The sequence below is a fragment of the Ruegeria sp. C5 genome, from assembly GCF_056537605.1.
In genome coordinates this window covers 757,461-781,990 of sequence record NZ_JBQFRX010000001.1, presented here as the reverse complement: position 1 = coordinate 781,990, position 24,530 = coordinate 757,461, and the positions used below count along the sequence as shown (strand labels likewise).

Sequence of the window (24,530 nt, the reverse complement as noted above, 5' to 3'; positions counted from 1 at the left end):
TTCACAGGTCGAGATCAACCCAGACCGGCACATGGTCCGAAGGTTTTTCGTGCCCCCTCACTTCGGCATCGATCCTGCAATCACGCATCAAATCTGCAGCTTGCGGCGTCAGAAGAAAGTGATCGATGCGGATCCCGTCGTTTCTGTTCCACGCACCGGCTTGATAATCCCAGAATGAGTAATGACCGGGGCCTTGCGTTCGTGCGCGAAAGGCTTCGGTGAAGCCCAGATTTAATATCTTGCGAAATGCTGCACGGCTTTCGGGCCGAAACAACGCATCCTCGCGCCAGGCGTCGGGGCGCTTGGCATCTTCGGCCTGCGGAATAATATTGTAATCCCCGGCCATCAATGCGGGTTCCTCTGATGCCATCAAATCGCGGGCACGATCATAGAGGCGCTCCATCCACTCAAGCTTGTAGTCATATTTCGGCCCCGGCACCGGATTGCCATTTGGCAGATACAATCCGCAGATGCGCAGTGCTCTCTTTCCTATGACAGTGGCTTCGATCCAGCGCGCCTGCTCATCACTTTCATCACCGGGCAACCCAAGGGAGACATCCTCAAGCGGCAATTTCGAAAGGATTGCAACGCCGTTGAAGCTCTTTTGCCCATGGGTTTCAACGTTATATCCACGCTCCCCGAAAATCTCGCGGGGGAAATTCTCATCGATTGATTTGATTTCCTGCAGCAACACGACATCGGGCTGTGCCTCATCCAACCAGCGAGGTAACGCCTCGGCCCGTGCCTTGATACCGTTGATGTTGAATGTGGCGATTTTCATGCGTGATCCTCCGGTGCCATTGGCAACCTATCGCGCAGAATACACGCAACGGCAAGTTGCCGAACAAGTTAGCGAGGCTCTGCCTCGCGCTCCGAGGTATTTTTAGCCAGATGAAGAAACGGATTCTTAACCATATTCGTCAAAACTGAGTATGCGGTACAGGCGGAGGCGCCGATGACCGCGCCAGGTGAAGCTCTCTGACTTTGACTGTCAGAGAGCGGATCCCTCTTCATCTGGCTAAAAATACCTTGGGGGTGTGGGGGCAAAGCCCCCACTGGCGCTACATCGAGAACGATGTGCCGCAGCCGCAGGAAGACGTGGCGTTGGGGTTCTCAATCACGAAGCGCGCGCCGATGAGTTCCTGTGTGAAATCAATTACCGCGTTCTCCAGAAACGGCAGAGAGATCGAGTCGACGATGACCTTTTGGCCTTTGCCCTCTAGCACCAAATCGTCCTCTTTCGGCTCATCCAGGGCGATCTCGTATTGAAAACCGGAACATCCGCCACCCTCCACAGCGACACGCAGGGCCTGGCCCTGATCTGCGGCACCGATTTCGGCCAGGCGTTCAAAGGCGCGTTCTGTGACTGTTGGGGGCAGATTCATGCCGGTCTCCAAAGGTTTATTTCCTTAGCATCGTACAATATATGGAATCTGACGACAGGCGACAAGGACAAGACCTTTGGACAGAGCGGGTTTTGCCTCGGACCCAGGCCGCGCAAGGGGGCGGCTTGTACCTGAGGAGGAAAGCAGTTTTCGGTCATGCTTTCAGCGCGACCGTGACAGGATAATTCATGCCAGCGCGTTTAGGCGCCTCAAACACAAAACTCAGGTGTTTGTCGAGCATGAGGGCGACAGTTATCGAACCCGCCTGACGCATTCCATTGAAGTGGCTCAGGTGGCCAGGACGATTGCCGGGGCCTTGGGTTTGAACGGCGAATTGACCGAGGCAGTCGCTTTAGCGCATGACCTAGGGCACACACCGTTTGGTCACACGGGCGAGGATGCTCTGCATGCGTTGATGGAGCCATATGGTGGCTTCGATCACAACGCGCAGGCCATTCGGATCGTAACCAAACTTGAGCGTCACTACGCCGAGTTTGATGGGTGCAACCTGACCTGGGAATGTCTGGAAGGAATAGCTAAACACAACGGACCGGTTACTGGCGAGCTGCCCTGGGCGCTGGCCGAATGCAACCAGGGCTTTGACCTCGAACTCCATACCCATGCGAGCGCCGAGGCGCAGGTCGCGGCGCTATCGGACGACATTGCCTACAACAACCACGATCTGTTTGACGGATTGCGGGCGGGATTGTTCAGAGATGAAGACATTCAGCAGCTTCCCATAATTGATGCCTGTTTCGCCGAAGTGGATGCCAAGTATCCGGGTCTTGACCCTTATCGCCGTCGGCACGAGGCGCTCAGACGGGTATTTGGCGTCATGGTTTCGGATGTTATCGACACCTCACGCGCGTTGATAGCGGCCTCGGGGGCGCAGTCGGTCGAGGATATCCGCCATCTGGGTTATCCGGTCATTCAATTCTCGGATGATCTTTGGGCGAAGCTCAAACAGATCCGTGCCTTCCTGTTTTCGCGCATGTATCGCGCACCGAGCGTGATGGAAGTGCGCGCCAGTGTCAGCAAGGTGGTTGAGGAACTGTTTCCGATTTACCTGTCCGACCCGAAACAGATGCCCAGGCACTGGCATGTCGATATCGAGACGGCAAAGGATGAGACCGCGCTGGCCCGCATCGTCTCGGATTATATCGCGGGCATGACCGACAGGTTTGCGCTGCAAGACCATGCCCGGCTTACCGGAGATCACTCGATCGCAATATAGGCGATGGCCCAGACCTGTTGGCTGGCTTGTGTTTGAGCCAGTTCAGCATCATTCGTGGGCGGGAAAACGATCATCGTGGGGCCGTAACTACCAATGCCCATCGGCACGCCATCCGCGTGGGTGGCCACGATGGGTTGATGTGTCTCGATGCTTTCCCATGGGATTTCAGCCTGATAGCCATCCATAGCCATGGGCAGAGCAGATTTGCCCCTCGCACCTGCCATCGTCATCACGTCGGACAACAGTGGGCCGGAAAAGGTATAGTCGCGCTGGTTCTCTGGCGGGCCGTAGGGGATGGTGATTTCGATCTGTTCCAACCCGTCCAGCATGGCAGCGTCAAAGCCTGCTGCACCGTCATGTGTGACTTCGAGAAAACCCAACAGCCCACCGTCGTTCTCAGCGCGCGCGGGCAGATTGGTTTCGGTGATGGCGCCACCGAGCGTCAGCAGTACGTGGCCTTGAGGTGAGGGCATCTCGGCCCATGTGGGCAGGGCGGTGGTCAGCAACAGGGCGAAGGGCAGGGTAAGGCGCATTCAGGGGCTCCGGTCACGGTTTTCCCCGACCTTAGCCCTGATAGCGGTTAATCCAAGCGCAAAATTTAGGCGTCCATTGACCTTGGCGCTTTGCGTGGTAAACCCCGCGGCAAGCAAAAGGACATCCGAAATGAACCTGTTTTCCGAGATCCGCGGCCTGGTACTGGACGCGCTGGCGCAGATGCAGTCCGAAGGCGCGCTGCCTGAGGGGCTGAGCTTTGACAACGTGGCGGTTGAGCCTCCGCGCGATGCGGCGCATGGCGATATGGCGACCAATGCGGCGATGGTACTGGCGAAACCGGCGAAGATGAAGCCGCGGGACATTGCGGATGTGCTTGCGGGCAAGCTGTCTGCAGACGACCGGATCACCAGCGCCGAGGTGGCGGGCCCGGGCTTTCTAAACCTGCGGCTTGCGTCTTCAGTTTGGCAGGGAGTGTTGGCTGCGGTGCTGGAAAAGGGCACCGGTTATGGCCGTTCGACCATGGGATATGGTCAGAAGGTGAACGTGGAGTATGTCTCGGCCAACCCGACCGGCCCGCTGCATGTGGGCCACACGCGGGGGGCTGTGTTCGGTGATGCGCTGGCAAGCTTGCTGGCCTATTCGGGCCATGAGGTGACCCGCGAATACTACATCAACGATGGCGGCGCGCAGGTGGATGTGTTGGCGCGGTCGGCCTATGAAAGGTATCGCGAGGCGAATGGTCTGAGCCCAGAGATCGCCGAGGGCCTGTACCCGGGCGATTACCTGATCCCGATCGGTGAAGCGCTGAAAGAGAAATACGGCGACAGCCTGATCGACAAGCCGGAAAGCGAATGGCTGGAAGAGCTGCGCAACTTTGCCACCGACGCGATGATGGACCTGATCCGCGCCGACCTGAAGGCGCTGGGCGTTGAGATGGACGTGTTCTTCTCAGAGAAGTCGCTCTACGGCACGGGTCGGATCGAGGCGGCGCTGCAGTCTTTGACCGACAAGGGCCTGATCTACGAAGGCGTGCTTGAGCCGCCGAAAGGCAAGAAGCCCGAGGATTGGGAGCCGCGCGAGCAAACCTTGTTCAAATCTACTGAACACGGGGATGACGTCGACCGCCCGGTCAAGAAATCGGACGGCAGCTGGACCTATTTCGCCCCGGATATCGCTTATCATTATGACAAGGTGAGCCGTGGGTTTGACGCGCTAATCGACGTGTTCGGTGCGGACCATGGCGGCTATGTCAAACGGATGAAGGCGGCGGTTTCGGCCCTTTCCGATGGTAAGGTGCCGCTGGATATCAAGCTGACCCAATTGGTGAAGTTGTGGAAGAATGGCGAGCCATTCAAGATGTCCAAGCGGGCAGGGAACTTTGTCACGTTGCGCGATGTAGTCGATCAGGTCGGGCCTGATGTAACCCGTTTCGTGATGCTGACCCGCAAGAACGACGCACCGCTGGATTTCGATTTCGACAAGGTGCTGGAACAAAGCCGCGAAAACCCGGTGTTCTACGTCCAATACGCTCATGCCCGGGTCATGAGTGTACTGCGCCGTGCGGCTGAGGCCCGGATCGCTGCCGATGATGCGGCTCTTTCCGGGGCGGATCTGGGCAAGATTGATCACGCATCTGAGCTGACGGTTGCCAAGAAACTGGCAGAATGGCCACGTTTGGTTGAAATCGCTGCACGGACCAATGAACCGCACCGGGTTGCCTTCTATCTCTATGAATTGGCAGGAGATTTTCACGCGTTGTGGAACAAGGGTAACGACGAAACCCAGCTGCGTTTCATCCAGGATGGCGATGTTGCCACAAGCCAGTCGAAAATCGCGCTGGCCCGCGCTGTTTCTGTTGTGATTTCAGCGGGCTTGGGTATTCTTGGCGTTACCCCGGCGCAGGAGATGCGGTAACAAATATCGCCCGAACCGCCGGTCTGAGGCAGACAAGAAATGACCCGCGCGCCACTTTTCCGGCGCACTCGGGCGGTGAGGCGGATATGGCACGTTACGATTACTCGGGGCAGCACAGCCCCGAGCAAATGCATTACTCGAATCAAGCCCATGCGCATGATGCGTATGACTATTCCGAAGAAAGCTATGGCTATGACGAAGCCCCGCGTGCAGGCGCAGGGCTGGGCCGTATTGTCAACGTTTTGGGGGCGGTTGCGTCCTTGGCACTGGTGGCAGGTGTAGGTGTTTGGGGCTATCAACTGATCATGCGCGATGTCAGCGGTGTACCTGTGGTGCGCGCTGCCGAAGGACCGATGCGTGTACAACCCGAAAATCCCGGCGGAACGCCTGCTGACCACCAGGGGTTGGCGGTGAATGCTGTTGCAGCGGTCGGAACAGCTGCGCCGCCAGCAGATCGGCTGATCCTGGCCCCGCGCCCTGTTTCGCTGACCGATGAAGACACACCCATGACTGGGCTTGAGGCCACGAATGCCGTGCAGGTCATCGAAGAGCCTGCCACAGATCAGGCCGTTGTGAATGCTCTGGCCGAGGGGCTTGCTGCCGATACCACGCATGAGCAAACGCCGGAAGAAGGCGTTCAGTTGGCTTCACTGGTCACGCCCGAGGAAGAGCCTGCGATCGACCCGGCAGATTACGCCGCGCAACAGCCTGACCCGAAGATAGCCGCTTTGCCGGGGGTGCGCCGGTCGCTGCGACCAGCCGTGCGGCCCGCCCGTGCAACACCGAGTTCTATTTCGTCCAACAGTGCAACCGAGGCGGCGATCAACGCTGCTGTAAAGGCTGCCGTTGGACTGGATGTGGACCCGGATACGCTGACCAAAGGAACGCGGCTGGCGCAGCTTGGAGCCTATGAAAGCGCCGATGTTGCACAGGCCGAATGGGCGCGCCTGAATGGGCGCTTTGCCGAGTATATGGATGGGAAACAGAGAGTTATCCAGAAAACTTCAAGCGGTGGCCGCACCTTCTATCGCCTACGCGTCATGGGATTTGATGATCTCGGCGACTCGCGCCAGTTCTGTGCCGCTTTGGTTGCGCAGGGTGCCGACTGTATCCCGGTCGCCGTCCGGTGAGATTTGGCGCGGTTATCACCGATGCCGAAGGGCTGCGCCTGACGCCGGATGAAAAAGCTTTGTTCAAAGAGATGAACCCGTTCGGGTTCATTCTGTTTGCCCGCAACATCGAATCCGCTGATCAGACCCGCGCCTTGTGCGAGGACTTCCGCGCAGCGGTTGGCCGAAATTGCCTAATCACCGTCGATCAGGAGGGGGGCCGCGTACAACGTCTGCGCGCACCTTTAGCCCGTGAATGGTTGCCTCCTTTGGATCATGTCGCGCATGCCGAAGATCAGGCCGAGCGCGCGATGTATCTGCGCTATCGTCTGATCGCGCATGAACTGCTGGAATTGGGCATCGACAGCAATTGTGCACCGATGGTCGATCTGGCCCGCGAGGGTACTCATGCGTTCCTGAAGAACCGCTGCTATGGGTCTGATCCCGAAAAGGTTTCCGCGATTGGTCGAGCCGTTGCCAACGGACACTTTGATGGCGGAGTGTTGCCGGTAGTAAAGCACATGCCCGGCCACGGTCTGTCGACGCTCGACAGTCATCACGAGTTGCCGCATGTGGATCTTTCTCTAAGTGCACTGGAAGCAGCAGATTTTGCACCATTCCGCGCGCTGAACGACTTGCCGATGGGGATGACGGCGCATTTGGTTTATGACCAGATCGATCCACGGCCCGCAACGATTTCTGCTGGAATGATGACGATGATTAGGGAGCGCATCGGTTTCGACGGTCTGATTATGACCGACGATATCACGATGAAAGCCCTGAACGGCGCGCCCGCCGACTTGGCCCGACAGGCACTGGACGCTGGATGCGATGTTGCTTTGCACTGCAACGGGGCCTTTGAAGAGCGTGCTAAGGTGCTCGAAGCCGCTGGTGAGATGTCGGATGCGGCACAAGCCCGCGCAGATCGGGCGCTGGTCCGGAGACAACCGCCACAGGAACTTGACATCCAAGCCGCCGAGGCGGAACTATCTGCCCTAATGGGCGGGCAGGTATATGCAGGATAACCTTTTCAGCGAAGACCCGGTCTCGGTTGCCGATCGGCTGGCCGCCGAGGCTTTGATTGTAGACGTCGACGGGTTTGAAGGTCCGCTCGATGTGCTTTTGACACTTTCGCGTACGCAAAAAGTGGACCTGCGAAAAATCTCGGTTCTTGCGCTGGCTCAACAGTATCTGACCTTTGTCGAAAAAGCGCGTCAGTTGAGGATCGAACTGGCCGCCGACTATCTGGTGATGGCCGCTTGGCTAGCTTTCCTCAAATCCCGCTTGCTGCTGCCCCCGGACCCGGATGACGAAGGCCCATCGGGTGAGGAACTGGCCGCGCACCTCGCATTCCAATTGGAGCGTCTGCAGGCCATGCGCGATGCCGCTGCGCGCCTGATGGCGCGTGACCAATTGGGCCGTGATTTCTTCAAACGTGGGCAGGGTGAGGATGTTACGCGTATCCGCACCGTGACCTATTCCGCGACGCTACTGGACCTGATGCAGGGCTACGCGCGTATCCGCACGCGCGACGAGTTCCGACCCTTCGTCATGGACCGCGACGCCGTTTTCACCATGGAACAAGCGCTTGAGCGGATGCGACCCCTGATAGGCTTTGCCGGTGCGTGGACGGATATGGAGACCTACCTGCCCGAAGGCTGGGATGCTGATCCGGTGCGGCGACGCTCGGCCACGGCTGCAACCTTCGCAGCCTCGCTGGAGCTGGTGAAAGAAGGACATATGGAGATCAAGCAAAGCGAGACCTTTGCGCCGATCCATCTGCGTAAGAGGACTGAGACACGTGACTGACGCCAACGAAGAGACAGGCACACTGTTCGAAGCGCCGCCCTTGGCGGAACAGGAACGTATGGTCGAGGCCGTGCTGTTTGCCAGCGCCGAGCCAGTGACGATTGGCGATCTTGAAGCGCGGATGCCCCATGGCAGCAATGCCGCGCAAGCTGTTGAATCGCTTCAGAAACGGTACGAAGGGCGCGGGGTGCGTGTGGTGCGCGTTGGTGAGGCTTGGGCGATCCGCACAGCCCCCGATCTTGGCTTCCTGATGCAGAAGGAAACGGTTGAGACCCGCAAGCTTAGCCGGGCTGCAATCGAAACGCTGGCAATCGTGGCCTATCACCAGCCCTGCACGCGTGCGGAGATCGAGGAAATCCGGGGCGTGTCCGTTTCGCGCGGAACTATCGACCAGTTGCTCGAAATGGAATGGATCCGGCTGGGCCGCCGCCGCATGACACCGGGCCGTCCGGTGACATTCGTCGTAACGCCTGAGTTTCTGGATCATTTCGGGCTGGAAAACGCCCGTGACCTGCCGGGCCTGAAGGAGTTGCGCGCAGCCGGACTGTTGGAGAATCGCCCACCCCCTGGTGCTGTGTCGCTGGGCGAAGGGCAGGGTGATGACGAGGACGAAGATCAAACCGAGCTGTTCGAAGAAGAGTGATCGGACAGCCCTTTTATTGCCGCAGATCCCGCCTATCATTGGGTGCAGGAAACGGAGTTGAGCCAATGAATGCCAATCGGATCATCGATATGATCGTGCGCCGGGTGATGCGTCGCCTGGTGAACCACGGTGTGGACAAGGGTATTGATATGGCCAGCAAGGTGGGCCGTAAACCGGGTCAGTCTGATACTGGGAATGGCCCCGAGGCGGACCGCCAGATGCGCGATGCGACCAAGCGCCAAAATCAAAGCGCAAAGCAGATGCGGCAGGTGTCGCGTCAGATGCGTCGGTTCATGAAGTTCTGAAACTCAGCCCACAGCTTTGAAATGCTTGGACAGTTTCAGGCCTTGACCCTGATAGTTCGAAGCAATCCCAGCACCATATAGCTGTGTCGGCATTTCGGCCATCTTCTCATAAACCAGGCGCCCGACGACTTGTCCGTGTTCCAACACAAATGGCGCTTCGTGGCAGCGCACTTCCAGCACCCCGCGTGATCCAGCGCCGCCTGCTTCGGCATGTCCAAAGCCCGGGTCAAAGAATCCGGCGTAATGTACCCGGAACTCGCCGACCATAGCGAGATATGGGGCCATTTCAGCAGCATACATTGGCGGGATATGCACCGCTTCGCGGCTGACGAGAATGTAGAACGCGCCGGGGTCGAGGATGATGCGACCGTCCTTGGTATGCACCTCTTCCCAGTATTCCTGCGGGTCGTATTCGCCGATCCGATCCAGATCGATCACCCCGGTATGGGGCTTGGCGCGATAGCCGACCAGATCGGTATCGGGCAGTTGCAGATCGACCGAAAACCCCAACCCGTCCTGAATGACGGCTGGCCCATCAACCAACGGCGTTTGACCATGCAACGCGGTCAGCTCGGCGTCGCTGAGTACCGCCTGACCTTTGCGGAAACGGATCTGATTCAGACGCATTCCGGGGCGCACCAGAACCGAGAACGATCGCGGGCAGATCTCGGCATAAAGCGGACCTGTGTAGCCTGCGGGAACCCGATCAAACTCGGTTCCGCCATCGGTGATCGTGCGCGTGAGCAAGTCGAGCCGCCCGGTCGAGCTTTTGGCATTGGCCACCGCACTGACGTCATCGGGCAGGGCGAGCGATTCCATTAGCGGCACCAGATAGACACAGCCCTTTTCCAGAACAGCGCCTTCAGTGATGTCGATGCGGTGCATCTCAAACTCGGCCAACCGGTCTGCGACAGAACGCCCTTCGCCCGCCAGAAACGACGCGCGCACCCGGTAAGCCACTGTTCCCAAACGTAGATCAAGGCTTGCCGGCTGCACCTGTGCAGGGATGATGTCTGGGCTTGCGGCGATCTCACCGCGTGCAATCATCGCCTCAAGCTGTTGATTTGGGCAAACACCTGTCATCTCGATCCCCTCTGCTGCCAGAGCGGGATCTGGCCTATGTGCCATAAACGTCGGTGTGATTTGGTCGGGCTAGCAGGACTCGAACCTGCGACCTTCCGTCCCCCAGACGGACGCGCTACCAGGCTGCGCCATAGCCCGACGTTGAGGTGTTCATAAAGACTTTCCCGGCGGGGGCAAGAGGAAATCATCGCCTTTTTTGCTATCCCGCCGTGTGGTGTTCGACGCGATTCAGCCACCTGCGCAGGTCCTTGGCGATGGGTGCAATCTGGTGCAACAGCTCATCGTCATACTCGTCACGATTCCATGCCAGCGAGGCAATACCACCCATCAGCGGCGCTGCATCCAGCTCAGCCGGTATCGGTTTGGGTTCGGGGGTTGCGACGGGTTTCGGAGCCTCTGGGGCAGGGGAATGGGCGGGTTCGCCCAAATCCATGTCGATCTGGTTTGCGGATGGTTCCGGCGCTGAAGCGAACGGAACCACAGTATCGTCGATGCTGGGTGCTGGCGCGTTTTCGTCCAGGCTAGGTGACAGCGATGCAACATGCGCAACGCCCTGTTCCCGAAGGATACGCTGAACACCTTTGATGGTAATCCCGTCCTCGTGTAGCAGTTTCTTGATACCGCCCAGCAGACGCATATCATTGGGGCGATAATATCGCCGCCCACCGGCGCGTTTGACGGGTTTGACTTGGGTAAACCGGCTTTCCCAGAAACGCAGCACATGAGCCTGAACTCCGAGCCAGTCCGCAACTTCACTTATGGTGCGAAAGGCATCGGGGGACTTACTCATAACCTGGATGTCCTGAACTTACTTGCGGTTCCCTGCGGCGACGCGATCCTTCATCAGGTGCGACGGACGGAATGTCAGTACACGACGGGGCTGGATCGGAACCTCTTCACCGGTTTTAGGGTTGCGACCGATACGGGCGGTTTTGTCCCGAACGCTGAAGGTGCCGAATGACGAAATCTTAACCTGTTCGCCACGCACCAGCGCGTCAGACATGTGGTTCAGAACGCTTTCGACCAGCTGTGCGCTTTCATTGCGTGACAGGCCAACCTCACGAAAGACGGCCTCGCTCAGATCCATTCGGGTCAGTGTTTTGTCGCCCATGCTTTTTCCCCTGTTGATGTCTGAGCATATGGCTATGCAAAATTCGCTGTCAATATCAATGAATTGCAGGAGGCTCTGTAAGCCGGATTGTGCCGGTCACCAACGCAGTGCGACCGCACCCCAGGCCAGACCGCCACCAATCGCCTCTGTAACGATCAGATCGCCGGTTTTGATCTGGCCGTTTTGCTTGCCCACCGACAGGGCCAGAGGGATGGAGGCTGCCGATGTGTTGCCATGGTCCTGAACGGTGACCACAACGTTATCCATCGACAGGCCCATCTTCTTGGCGGTGCCCTGAATAATGCGGATATTGGCCTGATGCGGCACGATCCAGTCAACATCGTCGCTGGACAGACCTGCACGCTCCAGCGCGACTTCTGCGGTTCGGGCCAGTTTTTCGACCGCATGACGGAAGACCTGATTGCCCTGCATCCGCAAGTGGCCGGTGGATTGGGTCGAAACCCCGCCATCAACATAGAGAAGGTCTTTGTATCGTCCGTCCGAATTCAAGTCGGTGGCAAGAATACCGCGATCATCCGAAGTGCCCTGACCCTCTTGCTCTTCCAGAACCAGTGCGCCCGCGCCATCGCCAAACAGCACGCAGGTCGACCGGTCGGTCCAGTCCATGATTCGTGAAAAGGTCTCGGCGCCGATCACCAGTACGCGCTTGGCCTGACCGGACAGGATCAGGGCGTTGGCGTTGCTGAGCGCAAAGACAAATCCAGCGCAGACCGCCTGTACATCGAAGGCAAAACCTTTGGTCATGCCCAACCGGGCCTGAACCATGGTTGCCGCCGAAGGAAAGGTCAAATCAGCTGTGGAGGTTGCCAGCACAATCGCGTCGATATCATCCGCCGTCAGTCCGGCATCAGCCAGTGCAGCTTCGGCCGCTTTGGTGGCCAGATCGGAAGTGGTTTCGTCCTCGGCCGCGAAGTGTCGCCGCTCGATCCCGGACCGGGTGCGAATCCATTCGTCCGTCGTATCCAGCGTTTTCTCGAACTCAGAGTTCGGTACAACGCGCTCTGGCAAATAATGCCCGACACCTACAACAACTGAGCGGCCTGCCATGCTGGGGTACTGCCTTTTTTGTTATTATTCCGATTGAGACACGGAATGGGCCGCATCTTGTGCAAGTGCGGCTGTTGATGCAACCCGTGCCGCCAATTTTTCGGCGAAACCGGATTCAGCCAGAGTGAAGGCCAGCTTAACCGCTGCGGAAACGCCGGTTGCGTCCGCTCCGCCGTGGGATTTCACCACGGTTCCGTTGAGTCCCAGGAACACGCCGCCATTGACGCGGCGCGGGTCTATCCGCTTTTTCAGACGATTCAACGAGGTGATTGCCAGGATCGAGGCCAGCCGGGATAGGGGCGAGTATTTGAACGCCTCACGCAGCAAATCACCGATAAGGTTCGCGGTGCCTTCACCAGTTTTAATGGCGACATTGCCGGTAAACCCGTCAGTCACGATCACGTCAGCTTTGTCGCCGGGGATATCGCTGCCCTCGACAAAGCCCACGAACTCGAAATTCGCCTGATCGGCAAAGTCCGAGATCATCGCGTGGGCTTCTTTCAGTTCGGCGCGGCCCTTGTGTTCTTCGGTGCCGACATTCAGCAACCCGATCCGAGGGCGGCTGAGCGCCATACCGTTGCGCGCGTATGAAGCCCCCATCAGCGCGTATTGCAAAAGGTCCTTGGCATCAGCGCGCACATCTGCGCCGACGTCCAGCATCACGTTGAACCCATGCGGATTGCGCGAGGGCCACAGGATCGCGATGGCAGGGCGGTTCACGCCGGGCAGCTTGCGCAGCCGCAACATGGACATGGCCATCAGCGCGCCCGTATTGCCGCAGGACACCGCGCCGTGCGCTTCACCTGCACGCACCGCTTCCAGAGCGGACCACATCGACGTGCTCTTGCCGCTGCGGACAACCTGGCTTGGTTTGTCTTCCATCGTGACCACGTCCGGGCAATCACGAAAAACGACGCGCCCATCAAGGACACGCCGTTTGGCAACCAGCTTGCGTAGTTCCTGTTCCTGACCGTGCAGGATGAACCCGATCTTCGGGTTCTTGTCCGCAGATTTTGCAATGCCCGCCACAACGACTGCAGGGCCCGAATCTCCGCCCATAGCGTCAACCGAGATGATGATCCGTCCGGTCTGCGTGGGCTGATCCGTCATGCCTTGGCCTGCGTCCAATCAGGCTTAGGCCGCGTCTTCGTCCAGGTCGATTTCGTCGGCCTGAGCGACGACTTCACGATCGTCATAGTGGCCGCAAGATGCGCAAACGTGGTGTGGGCGCTTCAGCTCGCCGCAGTTCGGGCATTCGTTCGGGTTTGCAGCAACCAGAGCGTCGTGTGCGCGGCGGTTGTTGCGACGCGACTTGGAAACTTTGTTCTGTTGGACGGCCATGGTCTCAACCTTTGTCTGATATGGGCTGACAGATTCGCTGTCAGCCGGGTTACGTACTTTGTTTTCTCGTGGTTTGACGCGCGTTTAAGGGCCTTGCCCCGCAATGTCCAACCCAAATTCCAATGAGCGCGCGAAAATACTGCGATTCTCGTCATGTTCAAGCGGTTTTTCTGACGGCCTGCTATGACAGGAAATCCCTCGCCTGTCACTCGTCTTTTTTCATCGCATCCCGCAGCCCGGCCAAACCAGCGAAGGGTTTTACATCCTCATCCGTGAGGGCCTGTTTGCCCGGTTCGGTATAGTCTATCTGGCCCAGCTCAACTCCATCCTTCCGTGGGTATTGGGGCAGGGCCAGCGACAGCGCTTCAACCATGATCAGCGCAGGATCGATCTCGGGCCCAAGCGGTTCGGTCTCGTCATCCTCGGGGATTTCGAACTCGGGCTCTTCCGGATCGCTCCAATCGGCCACAAAGACGCGACTCACCGGGGTGTCGATGCGTGTGGTCACTGGTTCCAGCGTCACGACACAAGGTTGGATCACCGTTGCGCCCAGCTTGCCTGAAAGCGTCCAATCCCGTTTGCCCTGCGCGCGTAATTCGCCGACAAAGCTGAGCTTGCGGAGGCCAAGCAGGCCGAGCTCTTGTTTTATGGCCTCCAGCGCCTCGCCGGTCGGGCGCAACTCAAACGGGGCCGGAGCGTTTTGCGGCAGGTCTGCGACGCGTAAAGATGTCTGGTTGCTCATTCGTGAGGTTTTCCTGTGTTGAACCGGAGCCTTGGTTTCTGTAATCGGATAGGGTCCGCAAGGGGCCATGGCAAGAGGATGTGCATGTTGAAGGGTTTGAACAGGTTGAAACCAGCGTCGAAAACGCTTGTCTTTGCGGCCTGTCTGGCGGTCGCGGGCGCATGTTCACCAATCTTCAAGAATCACGGCTACGTGCCTCCGCCAGAGGATCTGGCCAAAATCAAGGTCGGCGTCGATACCCGCGATAGTGTTGAAGAAACCATCGGCGCGCCCAGCTCGGCGGGCGTGGTGCGGGATTCGGGCTATTACTATGTCGCCTCGCGCGTCCGTCATTATGGGCCCAAACGACCCGAGGTCGTTTCACGTGAACTGGTCGCGATCAGCTTTGATCAGCGCGGTGTCGTTCGCAATATCGAGCGGTTCGGCCTGGAAGACGGCTATGTCATCGTGCTGGATCGTCGCGTGACCGATTCCAACGTGGAAGACAAAGGCTTCCTGCGTCAGCTTCTGGGTAACATCGGCAACTTCAACCCGGCAAATATTCCTGGCGCAAACAACTAAAGCGACCAATTCTCTTGCAGTGGTCACAGGACAGTCACACATTCTGTAGTAAGGACCAGACAGATGTGACCGGTCAGCAACCGCAGGAGGATGCGACCATGGCGGTTTTGTTGGACAAGGGCCGATATCGCGCCCGCTTGGCGCAAACCGAGCAAGACGTGGCGGCGGCGCAGACGCTGAGGATGCTGACCTTTGCTACTGATGGTCAGGATTGTGATGCTTTTGATGCACGCTGCGCCCATGTTCTGGTCGAAGATCTGCAGGCCGGTGGGGCGTTGGTGTGCTGTTTCCGTATGCTGACAATGCAGGGCGGCTTTGAAATCGGACTCAGCTACTCGGCACAGTTCTATGACCTGTCGGCGCTACGCGATTTTACGGGACCGATGGTCGAGATGGGTCGGTTCTGTATTCACCCGGACTACAATGATCCGGATATCTTGCGTGTCGCGTGGGGCGCAATGACGGCGTATGTCGATCAGAACGGGATCGAAATGCTGTTTGGTTGTTCGTCATTCGCTGGAACCGAAACAGCCGAATATCTTGACGCTTTTGCGATGCTCAAACACCGACATCTGGCACCAAGGCGATGGTTGCCGCGAGTCAAGGCGCCGGATGTGTTTCGCTTTGCGGCGCGCTTGCGCAGACGCCCTGATGTAAAACAGGCGATGCTGAGGATGCCGCCCTTGTTGCGCACCTATCTGATGATGGGGGGGTGGGTCAGCGATCATGCGGTGGTGGACAGGCACATGAACACCCTGCATGTGTTCACCGGCCTTGAAATCGGAGCAATTCCCCCAGCTCGTAAACGGTTGCTGCGCGCGGTGGCTGGGTGATTTGAGTATCTGGGAAAAGGTGAAGTTGGGGCGTTGACGCCTTGCTTTGGCCGGTTTAGCTGGCGGGTATGGCGAGAATTCCTTTATTGCAAATGTCCGGTATCTCTCTGACGTTCGGGGGTGATCCGGTGTTTTCCGATCTGGACCTTGTGGTTCAACCCGGTGATCGCGTCGCGCTGGTCGGGCGGAACGGGTCAGGCAAATCCACCTTGATGAAAGTGATGGCCGGGCTGGTCGAGGCCGATCAGGGTGAAATCGTCATCCCTCCTGGTAAATCAGTGGGTTACATGGAGCAGGATCCCGGAATGCAGGGATTCGCGACGCTTGGAGACTATGCCTCAAGCGGGTTGGAACCGGGTGAGCTGTATAAGGTCGAACGCGCGGGCGAAGGGCTGAAATTCGACCCTGAGCGCGCGGTCGAAACCGCTTCGGGTGGGGAAAGGCGACGCGCCGCCTTGGCCAAGCTGATGGCCGAGGCGCCTGACTTGATGTTGCTGGACGAACCGACGAACCACCTGGATATCGAGGCGATTGCGTGGTTGGAGCGTGAGTTGGGCTCAACCCGTGCAGCCTATGTTCTGATCTCGCATGATCGCGCATTCCTGCGTGCGTTGACCCGTGCGACGCTGTGGATCGATCGCGGAGTTGTGCGGCGGCAAGAACAGGGCTTTGCGGCCTTTGAAAACTGGCGGGACAAGGTCTGGGAAGAGGAGGATCAGCAGCGCCACAAGCTGAACCGCTTGATCAAGTCCGAGGCGCGATGGGCCGTCGAGGGTATCAGCGCCCGCCGCAAGCGCAATCAGGGTCGTGTTCGGGCGCTACAAGCCTTGCGCGCCGAGCGTGCAGCGCAGATCAAACGTCAGGGATCGGCTGCCATGGCGTTGGAATCCGGTCCGAAATCAGGCCGCAAGGTCATCGAGGCCAATGGCGTTTCAAAGGCATTTGACTCTCAGCAGATCGTGCGCAATTTCGATCTTCTGGTTCAGCGCGGTGACCGTGTGGCCTTTGTTGGGCCGAACGGTGTGGGCAAGACCACGTTGCTGAAAATGCTGCTAGGTCAGGTCGAACCGGACAAGGGTTCGGTGGTGCTGGGTACTAACCTTGAGATCGCCGTGTTCGATCAGGCGAGGGCACAGCTGGACCCGGAAATGAGCCTGTGGGACAGCTTGACCGGCGATCCCGAGATGCGGGTCTCGGGCAAGGCCGATCAGGTGATGGTCGGCGGGCAGCCCAAGCATGTGGTGGGCTATCTCAAAGAGTTTCTGTTTGATGATGCGCAGGCAAGAGCGGCTGTTAAGTCATTGTCCGGAGGGGAAAAAGCCCGGTTGCTGTTGGCGAAACTGATGGCAAAAACCTCTAACCTGCTGGTGCTGGACGAACCGACGAACGACTTGGATGTCGAAACGCTGGATCTGCTGCAGGAACTTCTGGACGACTACGATGGAACGGTCTTGCTGGTCAGTCACGACCGAGATTTTCTGGATCGGGTCGCCACCACAACCATCGCGATGGAGGGCAATGGGCGCGCAACGGTCTATGCCGGTGGTTGGTCCGATTATATCGCTCAGCGAGGTGATGTGGTTGCGAAAAAGGAAGAAAAAGCAAGGCCTTCAAAGCCGAAAGTGAAGCAAGAAGCGAAGTCAAAAGCAGGGCTGTCGTTCTCGGAGAAACACCGACTTGAGAAGCTACCAGCAGAGATCGCGCGCCTTGAAGCCGAGATCGCCAAGCTCGAAGAACTGATGTCTGATCCTGAGCTGTTCACACGCGAACCGATCAAGTTCCAGAAGGCAACCGATGCCCTGGTCGAACGGCAGGAAAAACTGTCAGCGGCTGAGGAAGAGTGGCTGATGCTTGAAGAGAAGGCCGAAGCCGGTTGAGTCCGAGTTGTACAACCTCAATCGACTAGATTGTCTGAGTTGTACAAACCTATGCACCGGTTTGCGCGTGCTCAAATGGGGCGGGCGGGGTTACCGACAACAGTTGCTCCGGCGGGGACGTCCTTCGTGACGACGCTGCCTGCACCGACGATGGCGCGGTCTCCGATAGTAACGCCGGGCATGATGATCGCGCCACCGCCGATCCAGACGTTTTCGCCGATTGTCACCGGGTGGTCGATTTCCAGACCCTGTGCGCGCAGGGCTGGGTCTTTGGCGTGTTGGGCGCAATAGATCTGCACCGTGGGGCCGAGCATCGAGTCACTGCCGATGCGAACAGGCGCGGTGTCGAGAATGACACAGCCCGCATTCAGATACACCCGGTCGCCCAGCGACAGGTTCATCCCATAGGCGCAGTGGAACGGAGCCTCAAAATAGCAATCTTGCCCGATCCCCGCAAAGAGCGCCGCCAATTCGGGAGCTATAGCCCCTCGGTCATCGGGCGGGCAGGTGTTGTGGGCATGGACCGCGCGGCGTGCTTTCATACGAAGCACTTCCAGTTCGGGGTCGAGGCAGCAATACCACTCGCCTGCCGCCATTTTCTGCCGCTCGGTCATGAAACCCGTCTTAGCGCATCCGCAGGGCACCGTCGATGCGGATGACCTCTCCGTTCAGGTAGCCCATCTCGACGATGAACCCGGCCAGACGACCGTATTCGCGCGGGTCGCCGAGGCGAGCAGGGTTGGGGACGTCCGCCGCAAGCTGTTGCTGCACCTCTTCAGGCAGGCCGGCCAGCATCGGGGTCATGAAGATGCCCGGTGCGATGGCCATCACACGGATACCAGTCGAGGCCAGATCGCGCGCCATGGGTAGCGTCATGCCGACCACGCCGCCTTTCGAGGCTGCATAGGCCGCCTGACCTTTTTGCCCGTCAAAGGCGGCGATGGAGGCGGTGTTAATAATCACGCCGCGCGCGCCATCTGGTTCAGGATCATTCTTTGCCATCTCTGCGGCAGCAAGACGCGAGACGTTGAAGGAGCCGACCAGATTGATGTCGATGGTACGCTGGAACGCCTCCAGAGGGTGGGGGCCGTCTTTGCCAACCGTTTTGGCTCCGATCGCGATCCCGGCGCAGTTCACGGCGGCGGTGATGCGACCCATCTTGTCCATCGCATGTGCAATCGCTGCAGCGACCGAGGCCTCATCCGTCACATCAGTTTGCGCGAAATGTCCGCCGATTTCAGCCGCGACTTGCGGGCCACGCTCGGCGTCGCGGTCAAGGATTGTGACCTGCGCGCCGTTCTCGGCAAAGTGACGGGCTGTGGCTTCACCCAGGCCGGAGGCTCCGCCGGTGATCACCGCAGCTGTGGTTGAGAGTTGCATGGCGGGTTCCTTCCTGATCTGAACACTTGTTCAGATAATCCCAACCATGGCCCTCTGTCCAGTCACAGCTTTGATCAATCAAGCCTGCTGCGCTGCTGCATGGGCGTGACACCAAAGGCAGCCCTGTACACGCGCGAGAAGTGGCCGGCGCTTTCGAAGCCACAGGCAAAGGCGACCTCGGTCACCGAAGATTCGGTCTGCAACAGCAGATTGCGGGCGCGGTCCAGCCGCAATTCCATGAAGTATTTCTTAGGCGAGGTGTTCAGGAATTTCCCAAACAGGCGCTCCAGTTGCCGGGTTGAGATGCCGATTTTGCTGGCGATGACCGAGGGGGACAACGGGCTTTGGATATTGTCGGTCATGATGTGGATTGCCTTAGCCAGATGCGCGTTCCGCATCCCGTTGCGCGATTGCAGCGAAACGCGCTGATCGGCGGTGGCGTTGCGCACGGCGTTATAGACCATTTGATCGGCCACTGCGACTGATAGATCGTGACCGTGGTCGCGTTCAATCAGGTGCAGCATCAAATCGGCGGTTGCGGTGCCGCCCGAGGCGGTCATGTGTTTTTCGTCGGCGACAAAGACGCTGCGGACGAGGTTGATCTCGGGGAAGGCCTCCATGAAAGCATCATGGTATTCCCAATGGATCGCCGCCTGCATCCCATCCAAAAATCCGGCCTCGGCCAGCAGCCATGCACCCGAACACAAGGCGCTGATATTGGTGCCCCGTGCCCGCTCTCGGCGCAGGGTTGCGAGCAGCGGACGCGAGACGTGATTGCGCATGTTTATTCCTGACAGAACAAACAGTTGGTCACATTTTGGGATAGATCCCAATCCGCCATGCACCAAAGTGACCGATCCGTTTGAACAGACCGCATGCTCAGCGTGTTCGGACAGGAAGGACCATCGATAAAGATCTTCCTCGGCCAGCAAATTTGCGATCCGCAATGGCTCGACCGCGCAGGAGAAGGCGAGATGCGAGAATTCCTCGACCAGTATGAAGGCGTAGTGCTGTGTTTGGCTCATCGATAGGACCGGAATCAGGGCGTTCTGACTGTTTTCTGCATGCTGCACGAAAACTAACTGTATACAACATGTATTTTTATACGATACCAGAGGGCAAGCTATCGATTCGCGGGATCGTGATGAAGGGGATCGGATGAGGGACGAAGGGAAATCACCAAAAGAGGCGTTGGCTGAGCATCTGAAGATGTCGGTTCTGACCCTGCGTTTGCGTCCCGGAGAAGATTTGGACGAGGCGCAGCTGTCGCAGGCCTTTGGCCTGTCGCGCACGCCTTTGCGCGAAGTGTTCCGGCAGTTGGCCGGTGAGGGGTATCTGGACCTGCGCACCCATCGCGGGGCGCGGGTGTCAGAGATGTCTCATACCACGCTACGCGATTTCTTTCTGGTTGCGCCGATGGTCTATGGCGCGGTGCTGCGTCTGGCCGCGGCGAATGCGACGCACGATCAGATCGATCAGTTGAAAGAGGCGCAAGAGACGTTTCGGCAAGCCTTGCGTACAGGCTCGGCTGAGGAGCGGACGCTGGCCAATACCCGGTTTCACGAGGTGACCGGAGAGATGGCGGGGAATGTCTATTTATCCCCATCGTTCAACCGGTTGCTGATCGATCACGCGCGGATCGGGATGACATTTTATCGCCCGCAGACCGCACGAATGGCTGAGAACCTTTCAGAGGCGAGCGACCAGCATGACGCCATCATCGCCGCCATCGAGGCGGGCGATGAGGCGGCTGCTGCGCAGCTGGCCGACGACCACTGGACCCTGTCACGCGATCAGATCGAGCTGTTCGTGATGCCCGAGGGGTTGGATTTTCCGCTGGGGCAGGTCCCCGGCAAGACTTCTGCATGAGGGACACATGACTCCGATCTTCAGATTTGAGGGTATTTATACGCCGGTGGTGACACCCTACGCGGCGGATGGTGGCGTGAACTGGGACGCGTTGGCCGAGGTGATCGAGTACCTGATCGAGAATGGTGTGCACGGGCTGATCTCGGGCGGGTCCACCGGCGAAAACTATGCGCAGACCGTCGATGAGCGGCTGGAACTGGCGCGCTTTACGCATGAACGACTGAAGGGGCGTGTGCCTCTGGTTGTGGGAACGGGGGCGATGCTGACCGGGGACTCCGTCGCTTTGGCCTCAGGTGCGCGAGACCTAGGCGCAGATGCGATCTTGTTGGCCAGCCCGCCCTATTCGGTGCCCACCGACCGCGAGAATGCGCTGAATGCGCTGGCAATCGACAAGGCGGCTGACCTGCCGGTGATGCTGTACAACTATCCGCACCGGACCGGCACGATGATGGGGGAAGAGTTCCTGGACCGCGTAGGCCGCAGCCGGAATTTCTGTGGCATCAAGGAAAGTTCGGGCGATATCAACCGGGTGCATCTGCTGGCGCGGGACTATCCGCATATTCAGCTGGGTTGTGGCATGGATGATCAGGCGCTGGAGTTCTTCGCCTGGGGAGCGCCGTTCTGGGTCTGTGGCGGGTCGAACTTTCTGCCTGCCGAACACGTGGCGCTGTATCAGGCTTGTGTGATCGAGGGCAACTTTGCCAAGGGCCGTCGCATCATGAGCGCGCTGATGCCGCTGATGCGGGTGCTGGAGCAGGGCGGCAAATTCATCCAGACGATCAAGCATGGCGTCACCATGAACGGGATTGACGCAGGCGTGGTGAGGCCGCCTCTGAAAGGTTTGAACAAAGATGACAAACGCGCGCTGGAACAGGTGACGCGCGTTCTGAAACGCAAAATCGCAGATATTGTGGCGGAGGGTTAAGGCATGGGCTTGCTGACGAAAGACGAATACGAATCCATCGCTGCGCATCTGGATCTGCCGACGGGCGCTTTCATCGACGGCGGTTATCGCCCCTCGATCTCGGGACAGGTGTTCGACACTATCAATCCAGCCACCGGGGCTGTGCTGACCAGCATTGCTGCCTGCGGATCGGAGGATGTGGATTTTGCGGTCGAAAAGGCGCGAGAAGCCTTTGACGACGGGCGTTGGTCAAAGATGCACCCCTCGGATCGCAAGGACATTCTGATCCGCCTGTGCAAGCTGCTTACCCGCAACGCGCGGGAACTGGCGGTGATGGAGAGCATCGATAGCGGCAAGACGATCTTTGATTGCGAAACCGTTGATGTTCCCGAGACGATCCACTGCCTGAAATGGCATGCCGAGGCGATCGACAAGATCTATGATCAGGTCAGCCCGGCCAGTGATGACCACATCGCCATGGTGGTGCGCGAGCCCATTGGTGTGGTTGGACTGGTCCTGCCGTGGAACTTCCCCTTGCTGATGCTGGCGTGGAAGATCGGGCCGGCGCTGGCGGCGGGGTGTTCAGTGGTGCTGAAGCCGGCGGCCGAGACTTCTCTGACCGCTTTAAAGGTGGCGGAGCTGGCGTCTGAGGCCGGGTTGCCGCGCGGTGTGCTGAACGTGGTACCAGGTGGTGGCGCCGAGGTGGGCGAACCCATCGGGCGGCATATGGATATCGACATGGTGTCCTTCACTGGCTCGACCGTGACGGGCAAGAAGTTCCTGAACTATTCCGCTGAAAGCAATGCCAAGGAGGTGGTGCTTGAGATGGGCGGCAAGAACCCGGCCATCGTGATGGAGGATGCGGAAAATCTGGACCGCGTGGCGGCGCATGTCGTCAATGGTGCGTTCTGGAACATGGGCGAGAATTGCTCGGCCTCGTCGCGGTTGATTGTGCATAAGGACGTGAAGGCAGAGTTGTTGGAACGGATCGCGCATCATGCGAAGCAATGGAATGTCGGCGAACCGCTGGACCCGGAAACTCGGATGGGCGCGCTTGTTAGTGAAGGGCATTATTCCAAGGTTTGCGGATATCTGGACAAGGCCGAAAACGTGCTGATTGGCGGAAAGGCCGAGAATGGATTCATCGAGGCCACGGTGGTCGAAGTGCCCGGAAACGATGCCACGCTGGCGCGCGAGGAGATCTTTGGCCCGGTTTTGTCGGTGATCGAAGTTTCGGGCTTTGACGAGGCGATCAGCATTGCCAATGACACCGAGTATGGGCTGTGCGCCTCGATATTCACAGCCAACGCCAAACGCGCGATCCGTGGCGCGCGGGCGATCCGGGCGGGTACCGTCACGATCAACAGCTTTGGTGAAGGGGATATCACCACACCCTTTGGTGGCTACAAGCAGTCCGGGTTTGGTGGCCGGGACAACTCGGTTCACGCCCATGATCAGTATACCCAGCTGAAAACCATCTGGATTGATCTGGCCGATGACGAAGATGAGGCGGTAGATTGACGATCTACACCGCCAAACGTTTACCCCGGCAAACCGGCGTGGCAGGATGGAATGCCATCCTGCCTCCGCAGCAGGACCTGCCTCGGCTTGAGCAAGACCAGACCGCAGATGTGACCATCATCGGCGGTGGTTTTGCCGGGCTGTCCGCAGCGCTGAGGCTGCATCAGCTTGATCCGGCGCTGAAGGTTGTGGTGCTTGAGGCTGGGCGCTTTGCGGAAGGCTCTGCCGGGCGCAACTCGGGGTTCATGATCGATCTGCCGCATGACTTGGCCTCGGACAATTACGCCAGCGATGGGCTGGAGGCAGATCGGGCCACAATCGCGCTGAATCGCCAGGCGATTTCCTTTGCGACCCGGGTAGCTGCTGAGTGCGACCTGTCGCCTGAGATGTTCGACCCGTGCGGCAAGATCAACGCTGCTGCGACCGCAGCGGGTGATCGGCACAACGCAGACTACGCAGTGCATTTGGCACGATTGGGAGAGCCCCACGAGCTTTATGATGCACAGCAGATGCAGGCGCTGACGGGCAGCCCGCATTACACATCTGGTCTGTTTGCGCCCGGGACGGTGATGATCCAGCCCGCAGCCTATGTGCGGGCTCTCTCAACGCATCTGTCTAGGCAGATTAGTGTTTATGAAAACTCTGCCGTGACCGGGTTTCGCAAACAAGGCGGTGGCTGGGTGGTCGAGACCGAACAGGCGCGGGTTTCGACGGGGCGGATCGTGATGGCAACAAATGGTCATCTGGAAAGCTTTGGGTTTTACCAGCGGCGTCTGATGCACATCTGCCTCTACGCGTCGATAACGGAACCACTGACGCCAGATCAGATCGCCACGCTGGGCGGACAGCCACGCTGGTCAGTAACGCCAGCGGATCCGATGGGCACTTCGGTCCGGCGGGTTTCGGGCAGTTATGGGGATCGCATTCTGATCCGGACCTGTTCAAGCTTTCATCCTGAAATCCATAGTAGCGACAGCCATTTGAAACGGGCAGGCGCGGTGCACGATCGTAAGTTTCAGGAGCGATTTCCCAACTTGCCGAATGTACAGATGCAGCACCGTTGGGCTGGGATGCTGTGCCTCAGCCGCAATGGCTCGGCCGCGTTCGGTAAGATCGAGCAGGGTGTATATGCCGCCTGTTGTCAAAACGGATTGGGTATAGCGCGAGGAACACTGCAAGGAATGGGCGTGGCAGAGCTTGTGCAGGGGAAAGACTCCCAGATTGCAGATCATTTTCTGGCGCAACCGATGCCACCGCGTTTACCACCCGAGCCCTTCGCATCGGTTGGGGCCAATGCGTATCTGCGCTGGAAAGAGTGGCGATCAGGGGCGGAATAGCTTGCAGGC

General features: G+C 58.7%; 27 protein-coding genes and 1 tRNA gene. 14 read left to right on the top strand and 14 right to left on the bottom strand.

All coding sequences use genetic code 11. The features are described 5' to 3' along the window. Position 1: 1 nt before the first annotated feature. Together xth and ACR0AW_RS03965 are read right to left on the bottom strand one after the other, a co-directional pair. The gene (gene xth, locus ACR0AW_RS03970; protein ID WP_170611073.1) at positions 2 to 781 is read right to left on the bottom strand and encodes an exodeoxyribonuclease III; all 780 of its coding nucleotides are present in this window, start codon (positions 779 to 781) and stop codon (positions 2 to 4) included. A 280-nt stretch (positions 782 to 1,061) separates the two neighbouring features. Further along, complete coding sequence (locus tag ACR0AW_RS03965) at positions 1,062 to 1,385, bottom strand: HesB/IscA family protein (protein ID WP_170406378.1); 324 nt, start codon at positions 1,383 to 1,385, stop codon at positions 1,062 to 1,064. Positions 1,386 to 1,461: 76 nt separating this feature from the next. Between ACR0AW_RS03965 and ACR0AW_RS03960 the strand changes: the two genes are divergently transcribed. Further along, positions 1,462 to 2,619 carry a deoxyguanosinetriphosphate triphosphohydrolase gene (locus ACR0AW_RS03960; protein WP_170732423.1) on the top strand — a complete coding sequence of 386 codons (1,158 nt, stop codon included), beginning with the start codon at positions 1,462 to 1,464 and terminating at the stop codon, positions 2,617 to 2,619. On the opposite strand, the gene ACR0AW_RS03955 is transcribed toward ACR0AW_RS03960, so the two are convergent. Then, positions 2,601 to 3,152: a molybdopterin-binding protein gene (locus tag ACR0AW_RS03955; protein ID WP_170422124.1), complete on the bottom strand. Its 552-nt coding sequence runs from the start codon at positions 3,150 to 3,152 to the stop codon at positions 2,601 to 2,603. The two genes, ACR0AW_RS03960 and ACR0AW_RS03955, sit on opposite strands and share 19 nt — an antisense overlap. A gap of 130 nt (positions 3,153 to 3,282) precedes the next feature. Between ACR0AW_RS03955 and argS the strand changes: the two genes are divergently transcribed. From argS to ACR0AW_RS03925, 6 genes are all read left to right on the top strand, one after another. Further along, complete coding sequence (gene argS, locus ACR0AW_RS03950) at positions 3,283 to 5,028, top strand: arginine--tRNA ligase (RefSeq protein WP_170732421.1); 1,746 nt, start codon at positions 3,283 to 3,285, stop codon at positions 5,026 to 5,028. 86 nt (positions 5,029 to 5,114) lie between these two features. Then, the gene (locus tag ACR0AW_RS03945) at positions 5,115 to 6,158 is read left to right on the top strand and encodes an SPOR domain-containing protein (RefSeq protein ID WP_170732419.1); all 1,044 of its coding nucleotides are present in this window, start codon (positions 5,115 to 5,117) and stop codon (positions 6,156 to 6,158) included. Beyond that, entirely contained in the window at positions 6,155 to 7,162 is a 1,008-nt protein-coding gene (nagZ, locus tag ACR0AW_RS03940) for a beta-N-acetylhexosaminidase (RefSeq protein ID WP_170732417.1), read from the top strand. The genes ACR0AW_RS03945 and nagZ overlap by 4 nt, the downstream gene beginning before the upstream one ends. Further along, positions 7,152 to 7,946, top strand: coding sequence for a segregation and condensation protein A (locus tag ACR0AW_RS03935; RefSeq protein ID WP_170509855.1), 795 nt, complete (start codon positions 7,152 to 7,154; stop codon positions 7,944 to 7,946). Before nagZ ends, ACR0AW_RS03935 begins: the two co-directional genes overlap by 11 nt. Then, positions 7,939 to 8,589: an SMC-Scp complex subunit ScpB gene (gene scpB, locus ACR0AW_RS03930; RefSeq protein WP_170567026.1), complete on the top strand. Its 651-nt coding sequence runs from the start codon at positions 7,939 to 7,941 to the stop codon at positions 8,587 to 8,589. Before ACR0AW_RS03935 ends, scpB begins: the two co-directional genes overlap by 8 nt. A gap of 65 nt (positions 8,590 to 8,654) precedes the next feature. Then, positions 8,655 to 8,894, top strand: coding sequence for a hypothetical protein (locus tag ACR0AW_RS03925; protein WP_170611055.1), 240 nt, complete (start codon positions 8,655 to 8,657; stop codon positions 8,892 to 8,894). Between the two features lie 3 nt (positions 8,895 to 8,897). Here the strand turns inward: ACR0AW_RS03925 and ACR0AW_RS03920 are convergent, their stop codons facing one another. The 8 genes from ACR0AW_RS03920 to ACR0AW_RS03885 all read right to left on the bottom strand — a co-directional run bounded on the left by ACR0AW_RS03920 (position 8,898) and on the right by ACR0AW_RS03885 (position 14,239). After that, positions 8,898 to 9,977, bottom strand: coding sequence for a 2'-deoxycytidine 5'-triphosphate deaminase (locus ACR0AW_RS03920; protein WP_170509858.1), 1,080 nt, complete (start codon positions 9,975 to 9,977; stop codon positions 8,898 to 8,900). 61 nt (positions 9,978 to 10,038) lie between these two features. Further along, positions 10,039 to 10,115: transfer RNA gene (locus ACR0AW_RS03915), tRNA-Pro, on the bottom strand. A 61-nt stretch (positions 10,116 to 10,176) separates the two neighbouring features. Then, on the bottom strand, positions 10,177 to 10,767 hold the full coding sequence (locus ACR0AW_RS03910) for a MerR family transcriptional regulator (protein WP_170732415.1): 591 nt from the start codon (positions 10,765 to 10,767) through the stop codon (positions 10,177 to 10,179). Positions 10,768 to 10,785: 18 nt separating this feature from the next. Next, entirely contained in the window at positions 10,786 to 11,088 is a 303-nt protein-coding gene (gene ihfA, locus ACR0AW_RS03905; RefSeq protein WP_008755922.1) for an integration host factor subunit alpha, read from the bottom strand. A gap of 96 nt (positions 11,089 to 11,184) precedes the next feature. Continuing rightward, positions 11,185 to 12,156, bottom strand: coding sequence for a beta-ketoacyl-ACP synthase III (locus ACR0AW_RS03900; protein ID WP_170732413.1), 972 nt, complete (start codon positions 12,154 to 12,156; stop codon positions 11,185 to 11,187). Positions 12,157 to 12,180: 24 nt separating this feature from the next. Further along, entirely contained in the window at positions 12,181 to 13,266 is a 1,086-nt protein-coding gene (gene plsX, locus ACR0AW_RS03895; RefSeq protein ID WP_170396680.1) for a phosphate acyltransferase PlsX, read from the bottom strand. A 24-nt stretch (positions 13,267 to 13,290) separates the two neighbouring features. Further along, the gene (rpmF, locus tag ACR0AW_RS03890) at positions 13,291 to 13,497 is read right to left on the bottom strand and encodes a 50S ribosomal protein L32 (RefSeq protein ID WP_008756996.1); all 207 of its coding nucleotides are present in this window, start codon (positions 13,495 to 13,497) and stop codon (positions 13,291 to 13,293) included. 205 nt (positions 13,498 to 13,702) lie between these two features. Then, positions 13,703 to 14,239 carry a DUF177 domain-containing protein gene (locus tag ACR0AW_RS03885; RefSeq protein WP_170611049.1) on the bottom strand — a complete coding sequence of 179 codons (537 nt, stop codon included), beginning with the start codon at positions 14,237 to 14,239 and terminating at the stop codon, positions 13,703 to 13,705. An 84-nt stretch (positions 14,240 to 14,323) separates the two neighbouring features. On the opposite strand from ACR0AW_RS03885, the gene ACR0AW_RS03880 reads away from it, so the two are divergent. From ACR0AW_RS03880 to ACR0AW_RS03870, 3 genes are all read left to right on the top strand, one after another. Further along, positions 14,324 to 14,800: an outer membrane protein assembly factor BamE gene (locus ACR0AW_RS03880; RefSeq protein WP_170396685.1), complete on the top strand. Its 477-nt coding sequence runs from the start codon at positions 14,324 to 14,326 to the stop codon at positions 14,798 to 14,800. 98 nt (positions 14,801 to 14,898) lie between these two features. Then, positions 14,899 to 15,633 (top strand): GNAT family N-acyltransferase, encoded by a 735-nt coding sequence (locus ACR0AW_RS03875; RefSeq protein ID WP_170510766.1) that lies wholly within the window; start codon positions 14,899 to 14,901, stop codon positions 15,631 to 15,633. 68 nt (positions 15,634 to 15,701) lie between these two features. Next, positions 15,702 to 17,510, top strand: a complete 1,809-nt coding sequence (locus ACR0AW_RS03870; RefSeq protein ID WP_480438615.1) for an ABC-F family ATP-binding cassette domain-containing protein — start codon at positions 15,702 to 15,704, stop codon at positions 17,508 to 17,510. Between the two features lie 71 nt (positions 17,511 to 17,581). Here the strand turns inward: ACR0AW_RS03870 and ACR0AW_RS03865 are convergent, their stop codons facing one another. The 3 genes from ACR0AW_RS03865 to ACR0AW_RS03855 all read right to left on the bottom strand — a co-directional run bounded on the left by ACR0AW_RS03865 (position 17,582) and on the right by ACR0AW_RS03855 (position 19,915). Next, complete coding sequence (locus ACR0AW_RS03865) at positions 17,582 to 18,124, bottom strand: sugar O-acetyltransferase (protein WP_170626814.1); 543 nt, start codon at positions 18,122 to 18,124, stop codon at positions 17,582 to 17,584. A 10-nt stretch (positions 18,125 to 18,134) separates the two neighbouring features. After that, positions 18,135 to 18,890, bottom strand: a complete 756-nt coding sequence (locus tag ACR0AW_RS03860) for an SDR family NAD(P)-dependent oxidoreductase (RefSeq protein WP_170509423.1) — start codon at positions 18,888 to 18,890, stop codon at positions 18,135 to 18,137. 74 nt (positions 18,891 to 18,964) lie between these two features. Then, a complete protein-coding gene (locus ACR0AW_RS03855) occupies positions 18,965 to 19,915 on the bottom strand; it encodes a GlxA family transcriptional regulator (RefSeq protein ID WP_170732409.1) in 951 nt (316 codons plus the stop codon). 133 nt (positions 19,916 to 20,048) lie between these two features. Here ACR0AW_RS03855 and ACR0AW_RS03850 point away from each other — a divergent pair, with 133 nt between their 5' ends. The 4 genes from ACR0AW_RS03850 to ACR0AW_RS03835 are packed head-to-tail and all read left to right on the top strand — an operon-like array spanning position 20,049 to position 24,521. Next, on the top strand, positions 20,049 to 20,759 hold the full coding sequence (locus tag ACR0AW_RS03850; protein WP_170396695.1) for a GntR family transcriptional regulator: 711 nt from the start codon (positions 20,049 to 20,051) through the stop codon (positions 20,757 to 20,759). A gap of 7 nt (positions 20,760 to 20,766) precedes the next feature. Then, a complete protein-coding gene (locus ACR0AW_RS03845) occupies positions 20,767 to 21,684 on the top strand; it encodes a dihydrodipicolinate synthase family protein (RefSeq protein WP_170732407.1) in 918 nt (305 codons plus the stop codon). 3 nt (positions 21,685 to 21,687) lie between these two features. After that, positions 21,688 to 23,184, top strand: coding sequence for an aldehyde dehydrogenase (locus tag ACR0AW_RS03840; RefSeq protein WP_170732405.1), 1,497 nt, complete (start codon positions 21,688 to 21,690; stop codon positions 23,182 to 23,184). Then, positions 23,181 to 24,521, top strand: coding sequence for an NAD(P)/FAD-dependent oxidoreductase (locus tag ACR0AW_RS03835; RefSeq protein WP_170732403.1), 1,341 nt, complete (start codon positions 23,181 to 23,183; stop codon positions 24,519 to 24,521). The genes ACR0AW_RS03840 and ACR0AW_RS03835 overlap by 4 nt, the downstream gene beginning before the upstream one ends. Positions 24,522 to 24,530 lie beyond the last annotated feature (9 nt).